The organism is Ideonella sp. P3_A4, assembly GCF_056403075.1.
Map to the genome: position 1 here is coordinate 1 of NZ_JBFUGE010000102.1, position 15,918 is coordinate 15,918.

A 15,918-nucleotide genomic window follows, 5' to 3' on the forward strand; every position below is an offset into this window, starting at 1 on the left:
ACATTGAGCAGTGGCACGTAGCGCCCGGCGGGGGCCTGCGGGTCGATCAGCCGGCGAACTTGCGAGCGCAGGCCGTCCGCACCGATCAGCAGGTCGCCCTCGGCGTGGCTGCCGTCGGCAAAGCGGGCGACGACAACGCCATCGGCGCGCTCTTCAACGCCGACCAGCCGCTTGCCCATCTCGATGCGGATCCCGCGTCGCAGCGCTTCGTCGCGCAGCGCGGCGTAAAGGTCGGCCCGCTTGATGGTCTGGGCCACCGCGTCAACGCTGCTGCCACCGCCCAGTGCGTACATGGCCAGCGTCGCACCGTCACTCAGGGCCAGCGTCATCCGCGGCGTGTCGAAACCGCCCAGTGCACGGGCGTCGATCCCGATCGATTTCAGCGCCGCGACGCCGTTGGTGGCCAGTGTCAGGAAGCCGCCGACACCGTCGGCTCCTTGCTCGAAGGCCTCGAACAGCGTCGCCTCGATGCCCACTTTCTGCAGGGCCATCGCGGTCACCATGCCGGCGATCCCGCAGCCCACGATCAATGCTCTCATTCTTGTCCTTTCGATAGTCATTGAATGAATAGAATGAACGAGACTATACATACTATGACTAATGATGCCAATGACTGGACACCAACCGCTAGACTTTCCCCATGTCTGAACGCGCCCGACAACGATCCCCGCTGGCCCTGGTGGTGCTGGCCTTCCTGGCCGAGGCGCCGATGCACGCTTACCGCATGCATGAGCTGATCAAGCAGCGCGGCAAGGACACGGTCGTCAATGTCGGCCAGCGCAACAGCGTCTACCAGACGATCTCGCGGCTGTTGCGTGCCGGGCTGATCCAGGTGCTGGAAACGGCAAGGGACGAAGGCCGGCCCGAGCGGGTGACCTACCAGATCACCGACGACGGCGCGGCCACGTTGCAGGGCTGGATGAAGGACATGCTGGCGGTGCCGGCGGCCGAGTTCCCCGACTTGCCGGCGGCGCTGGCTTTCTTGCCGGTGCTGTCACCGAAAGAGGCGCTGCGGCAGCTCGAAGCGCGGCTGTCAGTGCAGCAGGAGCAACTGGCGGCGTTGCGTGCGGTCAGCGAGGCGCAACTGAAGGCCGGCCTGCCGCGGCTGTTTCTGGTCGAGGACGAATACCGCMAGGCGATGCTGGCGGCCGAGGTCCGCTGGCTCGAAGGCGTGGTCGACGATCTGCGCGAGAAGCGCCTGACCTGGAGCGCCGCCTGGCTGAAGCAGGTGTCGGCGCAGTTGCAGTCGGTGCCTTAGCCGTTGGCCTTGAACCAGGCCCGCGCGTCGGCTTCGTCCTGCGCGATCGCGGCGCGCAGCGCGTCGAGCGATTCGTAGCGTCGCTCGTCGTGCAGCTTGTGCAGCAGCTCGACCGAGATCAGTTCGCCGTAGCCGGCTTCGGCGTGGAATGTGGCGGGCCAGTCGAGGCAGTGGGTTTCGAGCAGCACGCGGCCGGCGTCTTCGACAGTCGGCCGCACGCCCAGGCTCGCGACGCCGGGCAGCACGACGCCGCCCAGGCCGTGGACCCGCACGATGAAGATGCCGTGCGCGGCCGGCCGCTTGAACGGGAAGCGCAGGTTCAGCGTGCGAAAGCCCAGCTCGCGGCCGAGCTTCTTGCCGTGCACCACATGGCCGCTGATCGCGTAGGGCCGGCCCAGCAGCGTGGCCGCACGCTCMATGTCGCCCCCGTCCAGCGCCTCGCGCACGGCCGAACTGGACACGCGCAGGCCATGCACCTCGTAGCTCATCATCCGCGCCACGTCGAAGCCGAGCTTCGCGCCGGCCGCATCGAGCAGCGCATAGTCGCCGGCACGTTTGGCGCCGAAGCGGAAGTCGTCGCCGACCAGCACGTAGCGGGCATTCAGCCGGTCGACCAGCATCTGCTGGATGAAGTCTTCGGCTGACAAGTTGGCCAGCGCCTGGTCGAAGCGCAGGATCACGACGTCGTCGACGCCACAGCGGGCCAGCTCGCCGAGCTTGTCGCGCAGCGTCGCGATGCGGGTCGGCGCCTTCTCGGGCGTGCCGGCCTTGGCGGCGAAGTAGTCGCGCGGGTGCGGCTCGAAGCTCATCACGCAGCTGCGCAGCCCGCGGTGTTTCGCCTCGTTGTTCAGCAGCGCCAGCATGGCCTGGTGGCCGCGGTGCACGCCATCGAAATTGCCGATCGTCAACGCGCAGCCCGGGCCGGGCAGGGCGTGGGGGTTGTGCAGGCCACGAAGAATGCGCATGGGCGCGATGTTATGCCGTGGTCCGCAGGTGACGCGCCAGCTCGTCCGCCAGGGCGTGCAGCGTGAAGGGCTTGGCGAGGTGGCCGTCCATGCCGGCCGCCTGGCACTGGGCGCTGTCGCCCTCGACCGCGAAGGCGGTCAGCGCGACGATCGGCAGCCGCTGCGTGTTGGGCCGCTGGGCTTCGGTGGCGCGCCAGCGGCGCGTGGCTTCGAAGCCGTCGAGTACCGGCATCTGGCAGTCCATCAGCACCAGGTCGAAAGACTGCTGAGTCAGCTGCGTCAGCGCCTGCTCGCCGTCGCCTGCGAGCCGCCAGCGCAGGCCCAGGCGCTCGAGCATGCCGGTCGCGACCAGCGCATTGACCGCGTTGTCCTCGACCACCAGCACGCAGGCCGGCGGCAGCGTGGGCACAGTCGCCGCCGTGGTGGTCGTGGCCGGCACGTCGGTGGTCGGCACATCGGCCATCGTGAACTCGAACACCGCGCCCGGGCCGGCAGACGTGCGGCAGACCACGTCGCCGCCCATCGCGCGAGCCAGGTGACGCGAGATCGTCAGGCCCAGGCCGGTGCCTGTGTGCCGCGCGTCGGCGTTGGTCGGGGCCTGCTCGAAGGCCGAAAAAATGCGTTCGGCCTGCGCCGGCGCGATGCCTTCGCCGGTGTCACTGACGGTGAAAACGATCAATCCTTCGCGCTGGCCGGCCGCCAGYCGCACTTCACCTTCGGCGGTGAACTTGATCGCATTGCCGACCAGGTTGTGCAGCACCTGCTTGACCCGCACCGGGTCGCATTGCACTTGCTGTGGCAGCGCCGGCCCGGCCTGAAGGTGCAGTTGCAAACCCTTGGCCTGGGCCACCGGCCGCAGCAGCGTCGTCACTTCGTTGAGCAGCGCGTGCAGCGCCACCGGCTGCGGGTGCAGCTCGATCCGGCCGAACTCGATGCGCGACACATCGAGCAGGTCGCCGATCAGGCTGAGCAGGTGTTCGGCCGAGGTCTGCACCACCTGGTTGCGGCTGGCCTGCTCGGGCGGCAAGCCCTCCAGCGCCATCAGCTGCGACATGCCGAGGATGCCATTCAGCGGTGTGCGCAACTCATGGCTGACCGTGGCGAGAAAGCGGCTCTTCGCGGCGTTCGAGTGCTCGGCCAGCAACAGTGCGCGATGGCGTTGGTCGGCGATTGCGGCGTTCTCGAAGCGCAGGCGCAACAGCTCGAGCATGCGGCCGTGGCTGCTCAGGCCTTCGACCACGATGACCACGAAGTAGATCGCCAGGCCGCCCGACACCAACCAGGCGTAGACGCCACCCTGCAGCAGGTGGAAGGCAAAGACCGGGAACAAGGTGGCGGCCATGAAATGCGTCGCATGGCGCATGTGGCTGCTGAGCGTGAACACGCCGACCGAGGCCACGCCGACCATCGAGGCCAGCACCAYGCCGTCGAGCAGACTGGGTTTGGCGGCGTGGACGACGAGCCCGACGATGCCCCAGGTCACGCCATCCAGCGTGGCCAGCAGGTCGTGTTGGCGGCGCCAGTGTTCGGCGCGTTGCGGCCAATTGGCGTCGTGGGTAAAGCGGCGCCATTGCGTGAAGCGCACGGCCCAGAGCAGCACCTTGACGCCGTACCAGCCCCAGGCCATGCCGGCGCCGACGATCGGCGCCAAGCCCCAGGCCAGCAGCGCAGCGAAGGCCAGCCCGCCCCACAGTGCCTGCGGTGTGCGCTCATACAGGATGCGCACGCGTTCGACGGCCACCTGGTCGTCGATCGCCTGACGGTCGCCGGCTTCCGGCGCCACGCTGGCGTTCTGTCGAGCCGGAGAAAGCGTTTCCATCGCCACCCCATGATAGGCAGCGGCGCGAAAGGCGGGATGCTGGTCAACCCGGCCAGCCGGGCACCCACCGCCACTGACCCGGGGCCAGATCCGCTGGCAGCACCAGCGGGCCGAACGTGCTGCGGTGCAGCGTCTCGACGCGGTTGCTGACCGCCGCGACCATGCGCTTGACCTGGTGGTACTTGCCCTCTGTCAAGGTCAGGCGCAGGCCGCATTCGCCGACCGCTTCGCAGGCGGCGGCGCGTACTGGCGCCGGGTCGTCGTCCAGCACCACGCCGGCCAGCAGGCGCTCGACCTGGGTCGTGTCGACCGGGTGCTTGCAGCCGACCTCGTAGACCTTGGGCACATGGTGCTTCGGTGAGGTGAGCTTGTGGATCAGCTTGCCGTCTTCGGTCAGCAGCAGCAGGCCGGTGGTGTCTTCGTCGAGCCGGCCGATCGGCTGCACGCCGCGCTGGCGCAGCGGCGCGGGCAGCAGTGTCAGCACGCTGGGGTGGTGCTTGGGCTTTTGCGAGCACTCGTAGCCGGCCGGCTTGTGCAGCATCACCAACGCTTGCGTGTGGAAGGGCCAGGGCTTGCCTTCGACCTCGAGCACCAGGCCGTCGGTCGGCAGGTCGACGTCGGGGTCGTCCAGGGTTTCGCCGTTGTGGCGGACCAGGCCGGCGTCGATCAGGCCGGCGCAGACGCGGCGGGTGCCAAAACCTTGGCTGAACAGGATTTGTGAGAGTTTCATGGTGTCGTGGTGAGGTCTCGCGCCGCCGGCAGGCCAGGCAGACCGGTCGCAGCGCGCACGCCGCGCAATATGGCTTGGGTGACTGCTTCGGCGGCCAGTGCGCCGAGCACGCTGAGTTGGGCATGCTCGACCGGGCCGGACACGCCGCCGGTGGCGAGCGCGAACAGCAGGTCGCCGTCGTGTTGGGTGTGGGCGGGCACGATGCTGCGGGCCAGGCCGRCCTGCGCCATCGCGGCCAGGCGGTTGGCCTGGGCTTTGTCGAGTGTCGCATCGGTCGCGACCAGGCCGATGGTGGTGTTGAGGCCGGCCAGCAGAGCGGCCGGGCCTTCGCCACGCGCCAACGCTGCCAGGCTGTTGCGCAAGCGTTGGCCGCTGCCGTCGCGGGCGCCGGCCACCAGCGCGCCGGTGGCCGGGTCACAAACGTCACCCAGTGCGTTGACAGCCACCAGCGCCGCGACGGTGATGTTGCCCACGCGCAGGGCCGCGCAGCCGATGCCGCCCTTCATCGCATGCGGCAGGCCGAACAGCTTGCCGACGACGGCGCCGGCGCCCGCGCCGACGTTGCCTTCCTCGACCGGGCCACTGTGCGCGGCTTCGCATGCTGCATAACCAGCGGCCGCATCGGGTCGGATGCTCGGGTCGCCCAGCCACAGGTCGAACAACACCGCGGCCGGAACGATCGGCACCCGTGCCGGGCCGACGGCGATGCCGTGGCCGCGTTCTTCGAGCCAGCGCATCACGCCGCTGGCCGCGTCCAGCCCGAAGGCGCTGCCGCCGGTCAGCAGCAGCGCATGGACCTTGTCGACCAGTGCACCGGGCGCCAGCAGCGCGGTTTCTCGTGTGCCGGTGGCACCGCCGCGCACGTCGATGCCGGCCACCGCACCGGCTTCGCACAGCAGCACGGTGCAGCCGGTAGGGCGGCGCGCGTCGGTGAAATGGCCGATCTTCAGGCCGGCGATATCGCCGATCGAGGCGGGGGTGGTGGGCATGCCGCGATGGTAGCCAGCGCCGGAGCGTTCCCGACAGCCGCATCATCGTCGGCGCGAGGTGTCTTTCGGCGCCAGTTATTCGGACCAAAGCGCACTAGCATCGCGGCTTCGCCTGTATGTGCCGGAGACTTGCATGCTGCGTTTCGTGATCATGGTGGCGGCCCTCATGACGGGTTCGATGGCCGCCTCGCCGGCGCAGACCAAGACCGGTGCCGCGCCGGCCGCGCGCGCGCTGCACCAGCTGTTTGCCGACGAATGGGAGCGCACGCTGCGCGAGAGTCCCGAGATGGCCAGCTACAACGGCGATACGCGCTTCGACGACCGCTGGAGCGACATGAGCCTGGCGAACATCGCGAAGCAAGAGGCAGCGGACCGCGCGGCGCTGGCGAAGCTGCACACGATCAACCGGCAGGCCTTGTCGGCCGCCGATCGGGTGCACTACGACACCTTCGAATGGCAGCTGACGCACACGATCGAGCGCCAGCGTTTCCGCGAGTACCTCGAGCCGATCAACCAGCGCAGCGGGGTGCAGCTGGCCGCCGGCATCGCCGAGATCATGCCGTTCGACGACGTGGCCGGCTACCGGCGCTACCTGGCCCGCATGGCCACGCTGCCGCAGGTGATCGACCAGGTCATCGCGCTGATGCAAGAAGGTGTGCGCACCGGCCACGTGCCGCCGCGGGTGCTGATCGAGCGTGTACCGGCGCAAATCAGCGCGCAGATCGTCGACGATCCCACGGCGAGCCCGTTCTACCGCCCATTCCTGCGCTTCACGGCGGCGGTGACCGAGGCCGATCGCCAGGCGCTCAGTGCCGAGGCGCTCAAGCATGTGCGCGAGCACATCGTGCCGGCCTACCGCAAGCTGCTGGACTATGTGAACACCAGCTACCTGCCGAAGGCGCGCACGACAGTCGCAGCGACTGATGGGCCCGACGGCCCAGCCTACTACGCCTTTCGGGCCCGCTACTACACGACCACCAACCTGAGCGTCGACGCGATCCACGAGACTGGCCTGAGGGAAGTGGCTCGGCTGCGCGCGGCGATGGACAAGCTGCAGGCCGAGATCGGCTTCAAGGGCACGCGCGAGGAATTCTTCAAGTACCTGCGCAGCGACCCGAAGTTCTTCTGCCCGACGCCCGAAGCGCTGCTCGAGGCGTATCGCGCGGTGGCCAAGCGCATCGACCCCGAGCTGGTGCGTGTGTTCCGCACCGTGCCGCGCTTGCCCTATGGCGTACGCCCGATTCCGGCCGAAGCCGCGCCCGATGCGACCGCTGGCTACTACCAGGGCGGCGCGGCGGACGGCAGCCGCGCGGCGTACTTCTACGCCAATCTCTACCAACCCGAATCGCGCCCGCGCTGGGAGATGCTGCCGCTCGCGCTGCACGAGGCCGTGCCGGGCCATCACTTCCAGTTCGCCCGCCAGCTCGAGCTGCCTGAGATGCCGATGTTCCGCAAGACGGCCTACTTCGTCGCCTACAGCGAGGGCTGGGCGCTGTATGCCGAGCAACTCGGCTACGACATGGGCCTGTACGACGACCCGTACGAGCGCTACGGCCAGCTGACCTACGAGATGTGGCGTGCCGTGCGCCTGGTGGTCGACACCGGCCTGCACGCCAAGGGCTGGAGCCGCGAGCAGGCGATCGCCTACTTCAAGGACAACGCGCCGAAGACCGAGCTCGACATCGTCAACGAGGTCGACCGCTACATCGGCGACCCGGGCCAGGCGCTGGCCTACAAGATCGGCCAGCTGAAAATTTCGGAACTGCGCCAGCGGGCGCAGCAGACGCTGGGTCAGCGCTTCAACCTGCGTGACTTCAACGACGCCGTGCTGGAGACCGGCTCGGTGCCGCTGACGGCGCTCGAAGCACGCATCGATCTGTGGATCGCGCAGCAGCGCCGCTCGCCGGCACCGCACTGACCGCTTTGATCCCGGGCTTGCCCGGGCAATGAAGCGGCATTTCGCCACATTGCGTGTTGGCGCCAGTCGGAGAGAATCTGCAACTGCGGGTAACTTGCCCTGCTCTTGCCTTCGCCCCCGTGTTGCCACCCGCCTGCCCCATATCGCTCCGAGGTGCCCAGCTGATCGTTCGCGGTCTGCTGATGGTGTTGCTCGTGGGCGCTTGGGTGGGGCCCGCGCTGGCCGCACCTGCCGCACCGGCCGCCGCCGAGGTGGCGCCGGCCAAGCGCTGGTCACATCTGACCGAGATCGCCTTCCAGCACCTGACGCAGGACAACGGCCTGCCCAACGAGATCGCCACCGCGGTGGCGGAAGACGGGCAGGGCTTTCTGTGGGTCGGCACGCTGGGTGGCCTGGCGCGCTGGGATGGCTACCGCTTCCACGTCTACAAGGCCGACCTGCACACCCCGGGCGCGCTGCCTGACAACTTCATCCAGACGCTGCACGGCGACGCCAACGGCACGCTGTGGGTCGGCACCAGCTCAGCCGGGATCGTGCGCTACGACGCGGCCAGCGACCGCTTCGTCAGCTACCCGGTCGGCGACAAGGGCTTGAGCCACGTCAGCGTGCGTTCGATCGTCGACGACGGTGCTGGCGGCTTGTGGGTCGCCACCGACGGCGGCCTGGACCACCTCGACCCGGCCAGCGGCAGCATCGTGCACGCGACCGCAGGCGGCAGCGGCTGGGCCGGGCTGGCYGGTGTGCGGGTACACGTGGTGCTGCGCGATGAACTCGGCGCGCTGTGGGTCGGCAGTGCTGCGGGCCTGTTCCGCCGCGAACCGCACGGCGACCAATTCACGCCGGTGCGGCTGCTGTCCAGCCAAGGCGCGCAGCCCGAGCCGCAGACGTTGGCTGAAGACAGCGCTGGCCGCTTGTGGGTTGGCACGCTGCAGCACGGTGCATTCGTGCTCGAAGGCCACGGCAAGGGCCCGGCCCACCCCGTCTACGAAACTTCTTCGCCCGACGGGGTGGACCTGTTGCGCGACCGTCAGGTCGTCACGCTCGCCGAAGTGCAGCCCGGCGAAATGTGGATCGGCATGGTCGGCCAGGGCATCGTCTCGGTCGACCTGGCGCGCGGCGAAACCCACCGCATTCGCAACGTGCCGACCTGGCCGATGAGCCTGCCCGATAACGCGCTGCGCGACCTGTACCGCGACCGCGCCGGCCTGGTCTGGGTGGCCACCAACCGGGGTGTCAGCCGGCACGACCCGCGCCAGTCGGYGATCCTGACGCGATTCGGCGCCACCAGCGCAGATGCATCACCGGCCGCCCGCGCCAGCACCGAGATCAGCTGGATCCTGCCGATGCCGCAGGGCCGGCTGTGGCTGGGCACGCACAAGAGCGGGGTCGACATCCTCGACGGCACCGGCGCGCGGGTCGGCATGCTGAAGCCCGATGCGGCGCACCCCGACACGTCGCTGCCGCAAGACATCGTGCTCGGCATGGAGCACGCCCCTGACGGCGGCGTCTTCATCGGCACCAAGCGGGGCCTGTACCACGCGAGTGCGGATGGCCACCGCGTCATGCGCGTCACGCTCACGGGTCGTGACCCAGCGGCATCGACCTGGGCGCTGCTGGCCGATGGCGACAACTTGTGGATAGGTGGCCAGACCGACGGCCTGTGGAAGCTGGACCTGCGAACTCAGACCACCACGCCGGTGCTGCGCGACAAGGCATCAGGCCTGAGCGACCAGCGCATCATCGTGCTGGCCAAGGGCAGCAACCACACGCTGTGGGTCGGCACGCGCTACGGCCTGAACCAGGTCGACCCGTCGACCGGCGAAGTGACGCGTTATCTGCCGGACCCGGCGTCGCCGCGCGGCCTGTCGGCCGGCTTCGTCACTGCCTTGTTGCCCGATGCGCAGGGCCGCTTGTGGGTCGGCACTTATGGCGGCGGCATCGATGTGCTGCCCTTGCAAGACCGCATGGGAAGCGTGACCCGCCTGGGCACGCCGCAGGGCCTGCCCGACGGCAACGTCAACGCCTTGCTGGAAGACCCGCAGGGCCAGATCTGGGCCAGCACCGACAACGGCCTGGCCAGAATCAGCCCGGCCACCCTGGCGATGCGCGCACTGCGGCGGGCCGAAGGCGTCGTCTTCCCGACCTACTGGACCGGCTCGGCCGCCCGCACCGCCGAAGGCGAGCTGCTGTTCGGCGGTGCCGGCGGCATGACGATCGTGCGCTCTGAGCGGTTGCAGGCCTGGCAGTACCACCCGGCGGTGGTGGTCACCGATCTGAAGGTCGGCGGTCGCAGCCTGCCGGCGGCGCGCTTCGCCGTGGCGGACGCGGCCGGCGTCGCCACGGCGGCCAACGCATTGATCGTGCCGTCCGAGGCCAACAGCCTGGCCGTCGAGTTTTCAGCCATCGATTTCTCGGCGCCCGAGCGCAACCGATACGCCTACAAGCTCGAAGGCTTCGACGCCGACTGGGTCGAGACCGATGCATCGCGCCGGCTCGCGGCCTACACCAACCTGCCGCCGGGCAACTACCGGTTGATGTTGCGGGGCTCCAACCGCGACGGTGTCTGGAGCGAGCGTGTCGTCGGCCTGCCGATCCGCGTGCGGCCGGCCTGGCACCAGACGATCTGGTTCCGCCTCGGCGTCGCGCTGGCGCTGTTCAGCTTGCTGGTCGTCATCGTGCAGGTGCGCACGCGGCTGCTGCGGGCCCGCCATGTCGAGCTCGAGCGCAAGGTGCGCGAGCGCACAGCCGAGCTCGAAGCGCTGCACAAGGCCTTGAAAGACAAGTCGCTGGTGCTCGAACTCAGCAGCATCACCGACCCACTGACCGGCCTGCACAACCGCCGCTTCCTGACCGACCACATCGAGCAGGACATCGCGGCCAGCCTGCGCCGCTGGCAAGAGGCGCGCGCGGGCGGTGGCACGCCGATCGACACCGACAGCGTGTTCTTCCTGCTCGACGTCGACCACTTCAAGCGCGTCAACGACGTGCATGGCCACGCGGTCGGCGACGCCGTGCTGGTGCAATTCAGCCGCCGCTTGCGCTCGGTGATGCGCGAGTCCGACTACCTGGTGCGCTGGGGCGGCGAAGAGTTCCTGGCGGTGGCGCGCGACACCGACCGTGCCCGCGCCGAAGAGCTTGCCGAGCGCATGCGCGCGGTGGTCGCCGAAACCCCGTTCGTGACCGACGACGGCAAGCTGCTGACGGTGACCTGCTCGATCGGCTTCGCCTGCCTGCCTTACCTGCCGTGGCGGCCGCACGCGCTGGGCTGGCAAGACGTGGTGCGCTTGGCCGACCTGGCGCTGTACGCCGCCAAGCGCGCCGGTCGCGACGCGTGGGTCGGCCTGCACGCGACCGAAGAGGCGCAGCCCGAGAGTCTGCTCGCGACCGCCTCGGGCGGACCGCAAAAGGCTCTGCACGAAGGCGGCATCCGCACCACCAGCAACAAACCGCTGGATGTGGTCGCCCAGGCCCTGGCGCCCGCYGCGACCGGCGAAGGCGCTCCCTGGCCGTTCAGCCCCGCGTCAGCGCAGACCTGATCTGCCCGGCCCGCCGGGGCCGATGAACGGGCCGACTTTCGCGGCATCATCTGGCCATGACCGATGCCACCACTTCATCGGCCCGTGCCGGCGCCGCGCGTCTGGACTGGCGGGCCTGGCTGCGAGAGTTTCTGCACTTCACGCTCAAGGAAGCCCACGCCTGCATCTTCGCCGGGCTGTTCTTCGCGTCGGTGCTGTTCGTGCCGCGCGCCGGGGTGCTCGGCGTTCCGCGCTACGACCTGTTGCTGCTGATTGCGCTGGTGATCCAGGCCGGGCTGGTTTGGACCGGCCGTGAGACCGCCGACGAGCTGAAGGCCATCTGCTTGTTCCACTTGCTTGGCTTCGCKCTCGAAGTCTTCAAGACTTCGAGCGGCGTCAAGTCCTGGTCCTACCCCGACTTTGCCTACACCAAGGTCTTCGGCGTGCCGCTGTTCTCGGGCTTCATGTATGCAGCAGTCGGCAGCTACATCATCCAGGCCTGGCGGCTGCTGAACCTGCGTGTCGAGCACCACCCGCCGTACTGGATGGCGGGCCTGATCGCCAGTGCGATCTACCTCAACTTCTTCACGCACCACTTCATCGGTGACTATCGCTGGTACCTGGCGGCCGTCGCGCTGGGCCTGTATGCGCGCGCACAGATCGTGTTCCGACCCTACCGCATCGACAGGCGCATGCCGCTGGCACTGGGCCTGGTGCTGGTCGGCTTCTTCATCTGGCTGGCTGAGAACATAGGCACCTTCTTTGGCCTCTGGGCCTACCCCCACCAGTTGGGCGCGTGGGCCGCGGTGCACGTGACGAAGTGGAGTGCCTGGTCGCTGCTGGTGCTGATGAGCTTCACGATCGTCACCAACCTCAAGCACATCAAGGCGACGGTTTACGTTCCGCGCTGATCCGCCATTTCATTCGCGCGACACCGATGGAAACGATCGGGGCATACGCAGCAACATGGCGTCCGTTAACCTGCGCCGCGGCTGGACCGGTCACGCTGCGGGCACATCAGTTGCTCCGACATGACAACAGGCCCGGGTGCACAACACCTTGCGCGGCCGCCCTTCACCGGATCCGAGGAGTGACGACATGAACCGCCTGCTATCGCTTTTGTGCCTGACCCTGCTGGCCAGCACCAATGCCTCGGCCGAACCCAACGTGCTGTTGGGCGCCCATGTGGGCTCGCAGCACGACCCCCGCTCGAAGGAGAAGTTCGAGGCGTTCGAGAAGCAGATCGGTCGCAAGCTGACGATCGACAACGACCACGAAGACTGGGCGCTGTTCCCTGATGTCGACCGTGTCAAGTGGAACCGCGCCAATGGCCGCCGTTCGATGCTGTCGTGGCGTATCGTCTTCCAGCGCAGCGACCCGTCCAAGGGCTGTGCAACGGCCGATGCGATCAACGCCGGGACTTATGACGACCAGCTGCGCAAGCAGGCCGAGCAGGTCAAGGCCTTGGGCGGCCCGCCGATCCTGGTTCGCTACAACTACGAGATGAGCAACAACCAGGAGAACACCTGCTTCACTGGGTTCAAGGTCAAGACGAATCTGCCGCTGGCCGGCACCAAGTACGTCGCCGCGTGGAAGCACGTAGTCGACATCTTCCGCAAGGTCGGTGCGAACAACGTCGAATGGGTCTTTGCGCCAGGGCACAACGCCTACATCAGCGGCGAGTGGAAGAACTTCTACCCAGGCAACGACTATGTCGACTGGATCGGCATCGACAACTACAACAAGGGCAACCAGGCCAAGTCCTTCGCCACCGACCCGGGCATGCTGGCCTTTTATGCCGCGACCTCCGGCATGGGCAAGCCCCTGATGGTGGCCGAGACCGGCGCTGTCAGTGACCCCAAGAAGAACCCCGACCCGCAGACCCTGTGGCTGCAGACCGCGCGTGAGTTCCTGAAGACGCACCCGCAGATCAAGGCCTTCTTGTGGTGGCAGAACGCGGGCAAGCTGAAGAAGGAAGACCGCAGCTACGAGGGCTCAGGCTACGAGTTGCAAGGCCCTGGGCTGGAAGCCTTCAAGGCGATGGCCAACGACCCGCATTTCGGCAACAAGTAAGCCGCCTCAAGGGGCCTGGCGTTCGCCAGGCGCCCAGCGGGCCGCGAGCCAGCCGCGCAACGCCTGGGTGAACGCCATCGGCTCGCGGCTCAGCGCAGCGTTGGTGGCCAGTCCCAACGCCAGCCCCCAGAACGCCGCACCCAGGCCCAGGAACACGGTGCCCGACGCCGTGACGACGAAGGTGACCAGCGCGGCTTCTCGCTGGCCCTCGTCGGCCATCGCGCCGCCCAAGCCGTTTTGAATCGCGCCCATCAAGGCGAGGCCCGCGATGGCGGCAACCAGCGCGTGCGGCAGGGCCGCGAACAGCGCGGCCAGCGTCGCACCGAAGGCCCCGACGATCAGGTACAGCGCGCCGCACGCGACGCCGGCCACATAGCGCCGTGCGGGGTTCTCGTGTGCCTCCGGTCCGGTGCAGATCGCCGCGGTGATCGCGGCCAGGTTGATGCCGTGGGCACCGAACGGCGCCAGCAGCAGCGAGGCGATGCCATTGGTCGTGACCAGCGGGTTGGCCGGCGTCGTATACCCGGCGGCGCGCATCACTGCGATGCCGGGCACGAACTGACCTGTCAACGTGACCAGACACAAGGGCAAGCCCAACCCCAGCATCGTGCGCAGATCGAACTCGGGCGTGGTCCAGACCGGTCGGGCCCAGGTCAGCGACAAGGCTTCGAGCCGCAGGTCGCCGGCCAGCGCGGCGAAGGCCGTGCCGCCCAGCAGCACGCCGGCAATCGCATAGCGCGGCTGCAGGCGCTTGAGCACCAGAAAGAGCACGAACATCGTGCCCACCAACATCGGCGCGCTGCGGGCGGCGCCCAGCACGTCGATTGCGAAGCGCAGCAAGATGCCGGCCAGCATCGCTGCGGCGATCGCCCGCGGCACACGTTTCATCAACGCGTCGAACCAGCCGCTCCAGCCGAAGAAGGTGATCAGCGCGGCCGAGAAGAGGTAGGCGCCGATCGCCTGCGGGAGCGTCACGCCGGGCAGGGCGGTTACCAGCAGCGCGGCGCCGGGCGTCGACCAGGCGGTGATCACCGGCGCTCGGAAACGCAGGCTCAAGGTGATCGCGGTCAGGCCCGCACCGATCGAGATGGCCCAGATCCACGACGACAACAGCTCGGGGCCAAGGTGTGCGGCTTGGGCAGCCTGGAACACGATCACCAGCGGGCCGGCATACGAAACGACGACGGCGATGACGCCGGCAACGAGGGCTGAAAGCGAAATGTCTTGGCGCATGCGGCGATGATCGCCACGGCCTTGTGGCGGCGGCAGATACAGTCGGCCGCAATCTTTCGGATACAGCCTGTCGATCATCCAGATGCCAAGCGCTACCACCTCGACCTTCCTGTACCGTGAGGTGGCGCAGCGGCTGATGGCGCAGATCGACGCCGGCGTCTTTTTGCCCGGCCAGCGCCTGCCGTCGGTGCGCCAGCTGATGGCGCAGGAGCGCATCAGCCTGTCGACCGCCAACCAGGCGATCGAATGGTTGGAACGGCACGGCTACCTGGTGACTCGCCCACGCGCAGGCTGTTTCGTGCCCGAGCAGCGCCGCGCCCGCATGGCCGAGCCGGCACGCACGCGCACCGCGCTGGCCTCGCAGCCGATCCAGGTCAGCCGCCTGGTGGCGGACGTGAACCTTGCCACCCAGCAACCGCAACTGCTGCCGCTGGGCGCCGCGGTGGTGCACCACAGTCTTCTGCCGATGCGTGAGCTGGGCCAGGCGCTGGCCGACGCGGCACGCAAGCGCCGCATCGACTGCACCCGCTATGCGCTGCCGCCAGGCCATCCCGAGCTGCGGCGGCAGATCGCGATCCTGTCGCGTGACTGGGGCTGCGATCTCGCGGCCGACGACATCGTGGTCACCGCCGGCGACACCGATGCGCTCGAACTGGCGCTGCGCACGGTGACCCGCCCCGGCGACCGCGTCGCGATCGAGTCGCCGACCTACTTTGGCATCCTGCAGACGATCGAGAACCTGGGCCTGCAGGCGCTGGAGGTCGCCACCGACCCGCGCGACGGGCTGGATGTGGACGAACTGGCGCGCGCGGTGGCCGCTTCGCCGGTGGCGGCGGTGGTGCTGAACCCGACCTTCCACAACCCGTTCGGCTGCTGCATGCCCGACGAGCAGAAGCAGCGCCTGGTGGCCTGGCACACGGCCCAGCGCCTGCCGCTGATCGAAGACGATGTCTTCGGTGACCTGTACTTCGGCAGCCAGCGCCCGCGGCCCTGCAAGGCCTTCGACGCCGAGGGCTGGGTGCTGACCTGCTCGTCGTTTTCGAAGACGCTGGCACCGGGCTACCGCGTGGGCTGGTGCGTGCCCGRCCGCTTTCTCGAAGAGTTCGTCCGCCTGCAGTATGGGCGCGCGCTGGCGGTCAGCGCACCACCTCAGCTGGCCATTGCCGACTACCTGGGCGGCCGCGACCATGCTCGCCACCTGCGCACGCTACGCGAGCGCTTTGCGCAGCAAAGCGGGTGGGTGCGCAGCCACATCGAGCAGGCCATGCCGGCCGGCACTAAGGTGACCGACCCGAGCGGCGGCTTCGTGTTCTGGATCGAGCTGCCCGAGGGCAGCGACAGCCTGGCGATCTACCGCCAGGCGCTGGCCGCCGGCGTCAGCCTGGCGCCGGGCCCGATGTTCTCGGCCCGTGGTGGCT

General features: G+C 68.5%; 12 protein-coding genes. 6 read left to right on the forward strand and 6 right to left on the reverse strand.

The features are described from left to right. Window positions 1-539, reverse strand: a 539-nt coding sequence (locus AC1DYI_RS12140; protein ID WP_477204367.1) for an FAD-dependent monooxygenase, incomplete at its 3' end; no start/stop codon positions are given. A gap of 101 nt (window positions 540-640) precedes the next feature. Between AC1DYI_RS12140 and AC1DYI_RS12145 the strand changes: the two genes are divergently transcribed. Beyond that, a complete protein-coding gene (locus tag AC1DYI_RS12145; RefSeq protein ID WP_477204368.1) occupies window positions 641-1,258 on the forward strand; it encodes a PadR family transcriptional regulator in 618 nt (205 codons plus the stop codon). Here AC1DYI_RS12145 and AC1DYI_RS12150 read toward each other — a convergent pair. Genes AC1DYI_RS12150 through AC1DYI_RS12165 form a run of 4 tightly spaced genes read right to left on the reverse strand, consistent with a single transcriptional unit; the run spans window position 1,255 to window position 5,761 of the window. Beyond that, on the reverse strand, window positions 1,255-2,223 hold the full coding sequence (locus AC1DYI_RS12150; protein ID WP_477204369.1) for a bifunctional riboflavin kinase/FAD synthetase: 969 nt from the start codon (window positions 2,221-2,223) through the stop codon (window positions 1,255-1,257). The genes AC1DYI_RS12145 and AC1DYI_RS12150 overlap by 4 nt on opposite strands. A 10-nt stretch (window positions 2,224-2,233) precedes the next feature. Further along, window positions 2,234-4,042, reverse strand: coding sequence for an ATP-binding protein (locus AC1DYI_RS12155; protein ID WP_477204370.1), 1,809 nt, complete (start codon window positions 4,040-4,042; stop codon window positions 2,234-2,236). A 43-nt stretch (window positions 4,043-4,085) separates the two neighbouring features. Beyond that, entirely contained in the window at window positions 4,086-4,772 is a 687-nt protein-coding gene (locus AC1DYI_RS12160) for a pseudouridine synthase (protein ID WP_477204371.1), read from the reverse strand. Further along, entirely contained in the window at window positions 4,769-5,761 is a 993-nt protein-coding gene (locus AC1DYI_RS12165) for a P1 family peptidase (protein WP_477204372.1), read from the reverse strand. The genes AC1DYI_RS12160 and AC1DYI_RS12165 overlap by 4 nt, the downstream gene beginning before the upstream one ends. A 133-nt stretch (window positions 5,762-5,894) precedes the next feature. Between AC1DYI_RS12165 and AC1DYI_RS12170 the strand changes: the two genes are divergently transcribed. The 4 genes from AC1DYI_RS12170 (at window position 5,895) to AC1DYI_RS12185 (ending at window position 13,267) form a co-directional block, all read left to right on the forward strand. Then, window positions 5,895-7,679, forward strand: coding sequence for a DUF885 domain-containing protein (locus AC1DYI_RS12170; protein ID WP_477204373.1), 1,785 nt, complete (start codon window positions 5,895-5,897; stop codon window positions 7,677-7,679). Window positions 7,680-7,861: 182 nt separating this feature from the next. Further along, window positions 7,862-11,215, forward strand: coding sequence for a two-component regulator propeller domain-containing protein (locus AC1DYI_RS12175; protein ID WP_477204374.1), 3,354 nt, complete (start codon window positions 7,862-7,864; stop codon window positions 11,213-11,215). Between the two features lie 56 nt (window positions 11,216-11,271). Beyond that, the gene (locus tag AC1DYI_RS12180) at window positions 11,272-12,105 is read left to right on the forward strand and encodes a DUF817 domain-containing protein (protein WP_477204375.1); all 834 of its coding nucleotides are present in this window, start codon (window positions 11,272-11,274) and stop codon (window positions 12,103-12,105) included. Between the two features lie 187 nt (window positions 12,106-12,292). Continuing rightward, window positions 12,293-13,267 (forward strand): glycoside hydrolase family 26 protein, encoded by a 975-nt coding sequence (locus tag AC1DYI_RS12185; RefSeq protein ID WP_477204376.1) that lies wholly within the window; start codon window positions 12,293-12,295, stop codon window positions 13,265-13,267. A 6-nt stretch (window positions 13,268-13,273) separates the two neighbouring features. Here the strand turns inward: AC1DYI_RS12185 and AC1DYI_RS12190 are convergent, their stop codons facing one another. Then, window positions 13,274-14,500 carry a benzoate/H(+) symporter BenE family transporter gene (locus AC1DYI_RS12190; RefSeq protein ID WP_477204377.1) on the reverse strand — a complete coding sequence of 409 codons (1,227 nt, stop codon included), beginning with the start codon at window positions 14,498-14,500 and terminating at the stop codon, window positions 13,274-13,276. An 82-nt stretch (window positions 14,501-14,582) separates the two neighbouring features. Between AC1DYI_RS12190 and AC1DYI_RS12195 the strand changes: the two genes are divergently transcribed. Then, the coding region (locus tag AC1DYI_RS12195) for an aminotransferase-like domain-containing protein (protein ID WP_477204378.1) at window positions 14,583-15,918 on the forward strand (1,336 nt) is incomplete at its 3' end.

Excerpts from the sequence above, each read along its gene's own strand:
- AC1DYI_RS12160 (WP_477204371.1), bottom strand. The coding sequence starts at position 4,772 with ATGAAACTCTCACAAATCCTGTTCAGCCAAGGTTTTGGCACCCGCCGC.
- AC1DYI_RS12190 (WP_477204377.1), bottom strand. The coding sequence starts at position 14,500 with ATGCGCCAAGACATTTCGCTTTCAGCCCTCGTTGCCGGCGTCATCGCC.
- AC1DYI_RS12185 (WP_477204376.1), top strand. The coding sequence starts at position 12,293 with ATGAACCGCCTGCTATCGCTTTTGTGCCTGACCCTGCTGGCCAGCACC.
- AC1DYI_RS12170 (WP_477204373.1), top strand. The coding sequence starts at position 5,895 with ATGCTGCGTTTCGTGATCATGGTGGCGGCCCTCATGACGGGTTCGATG.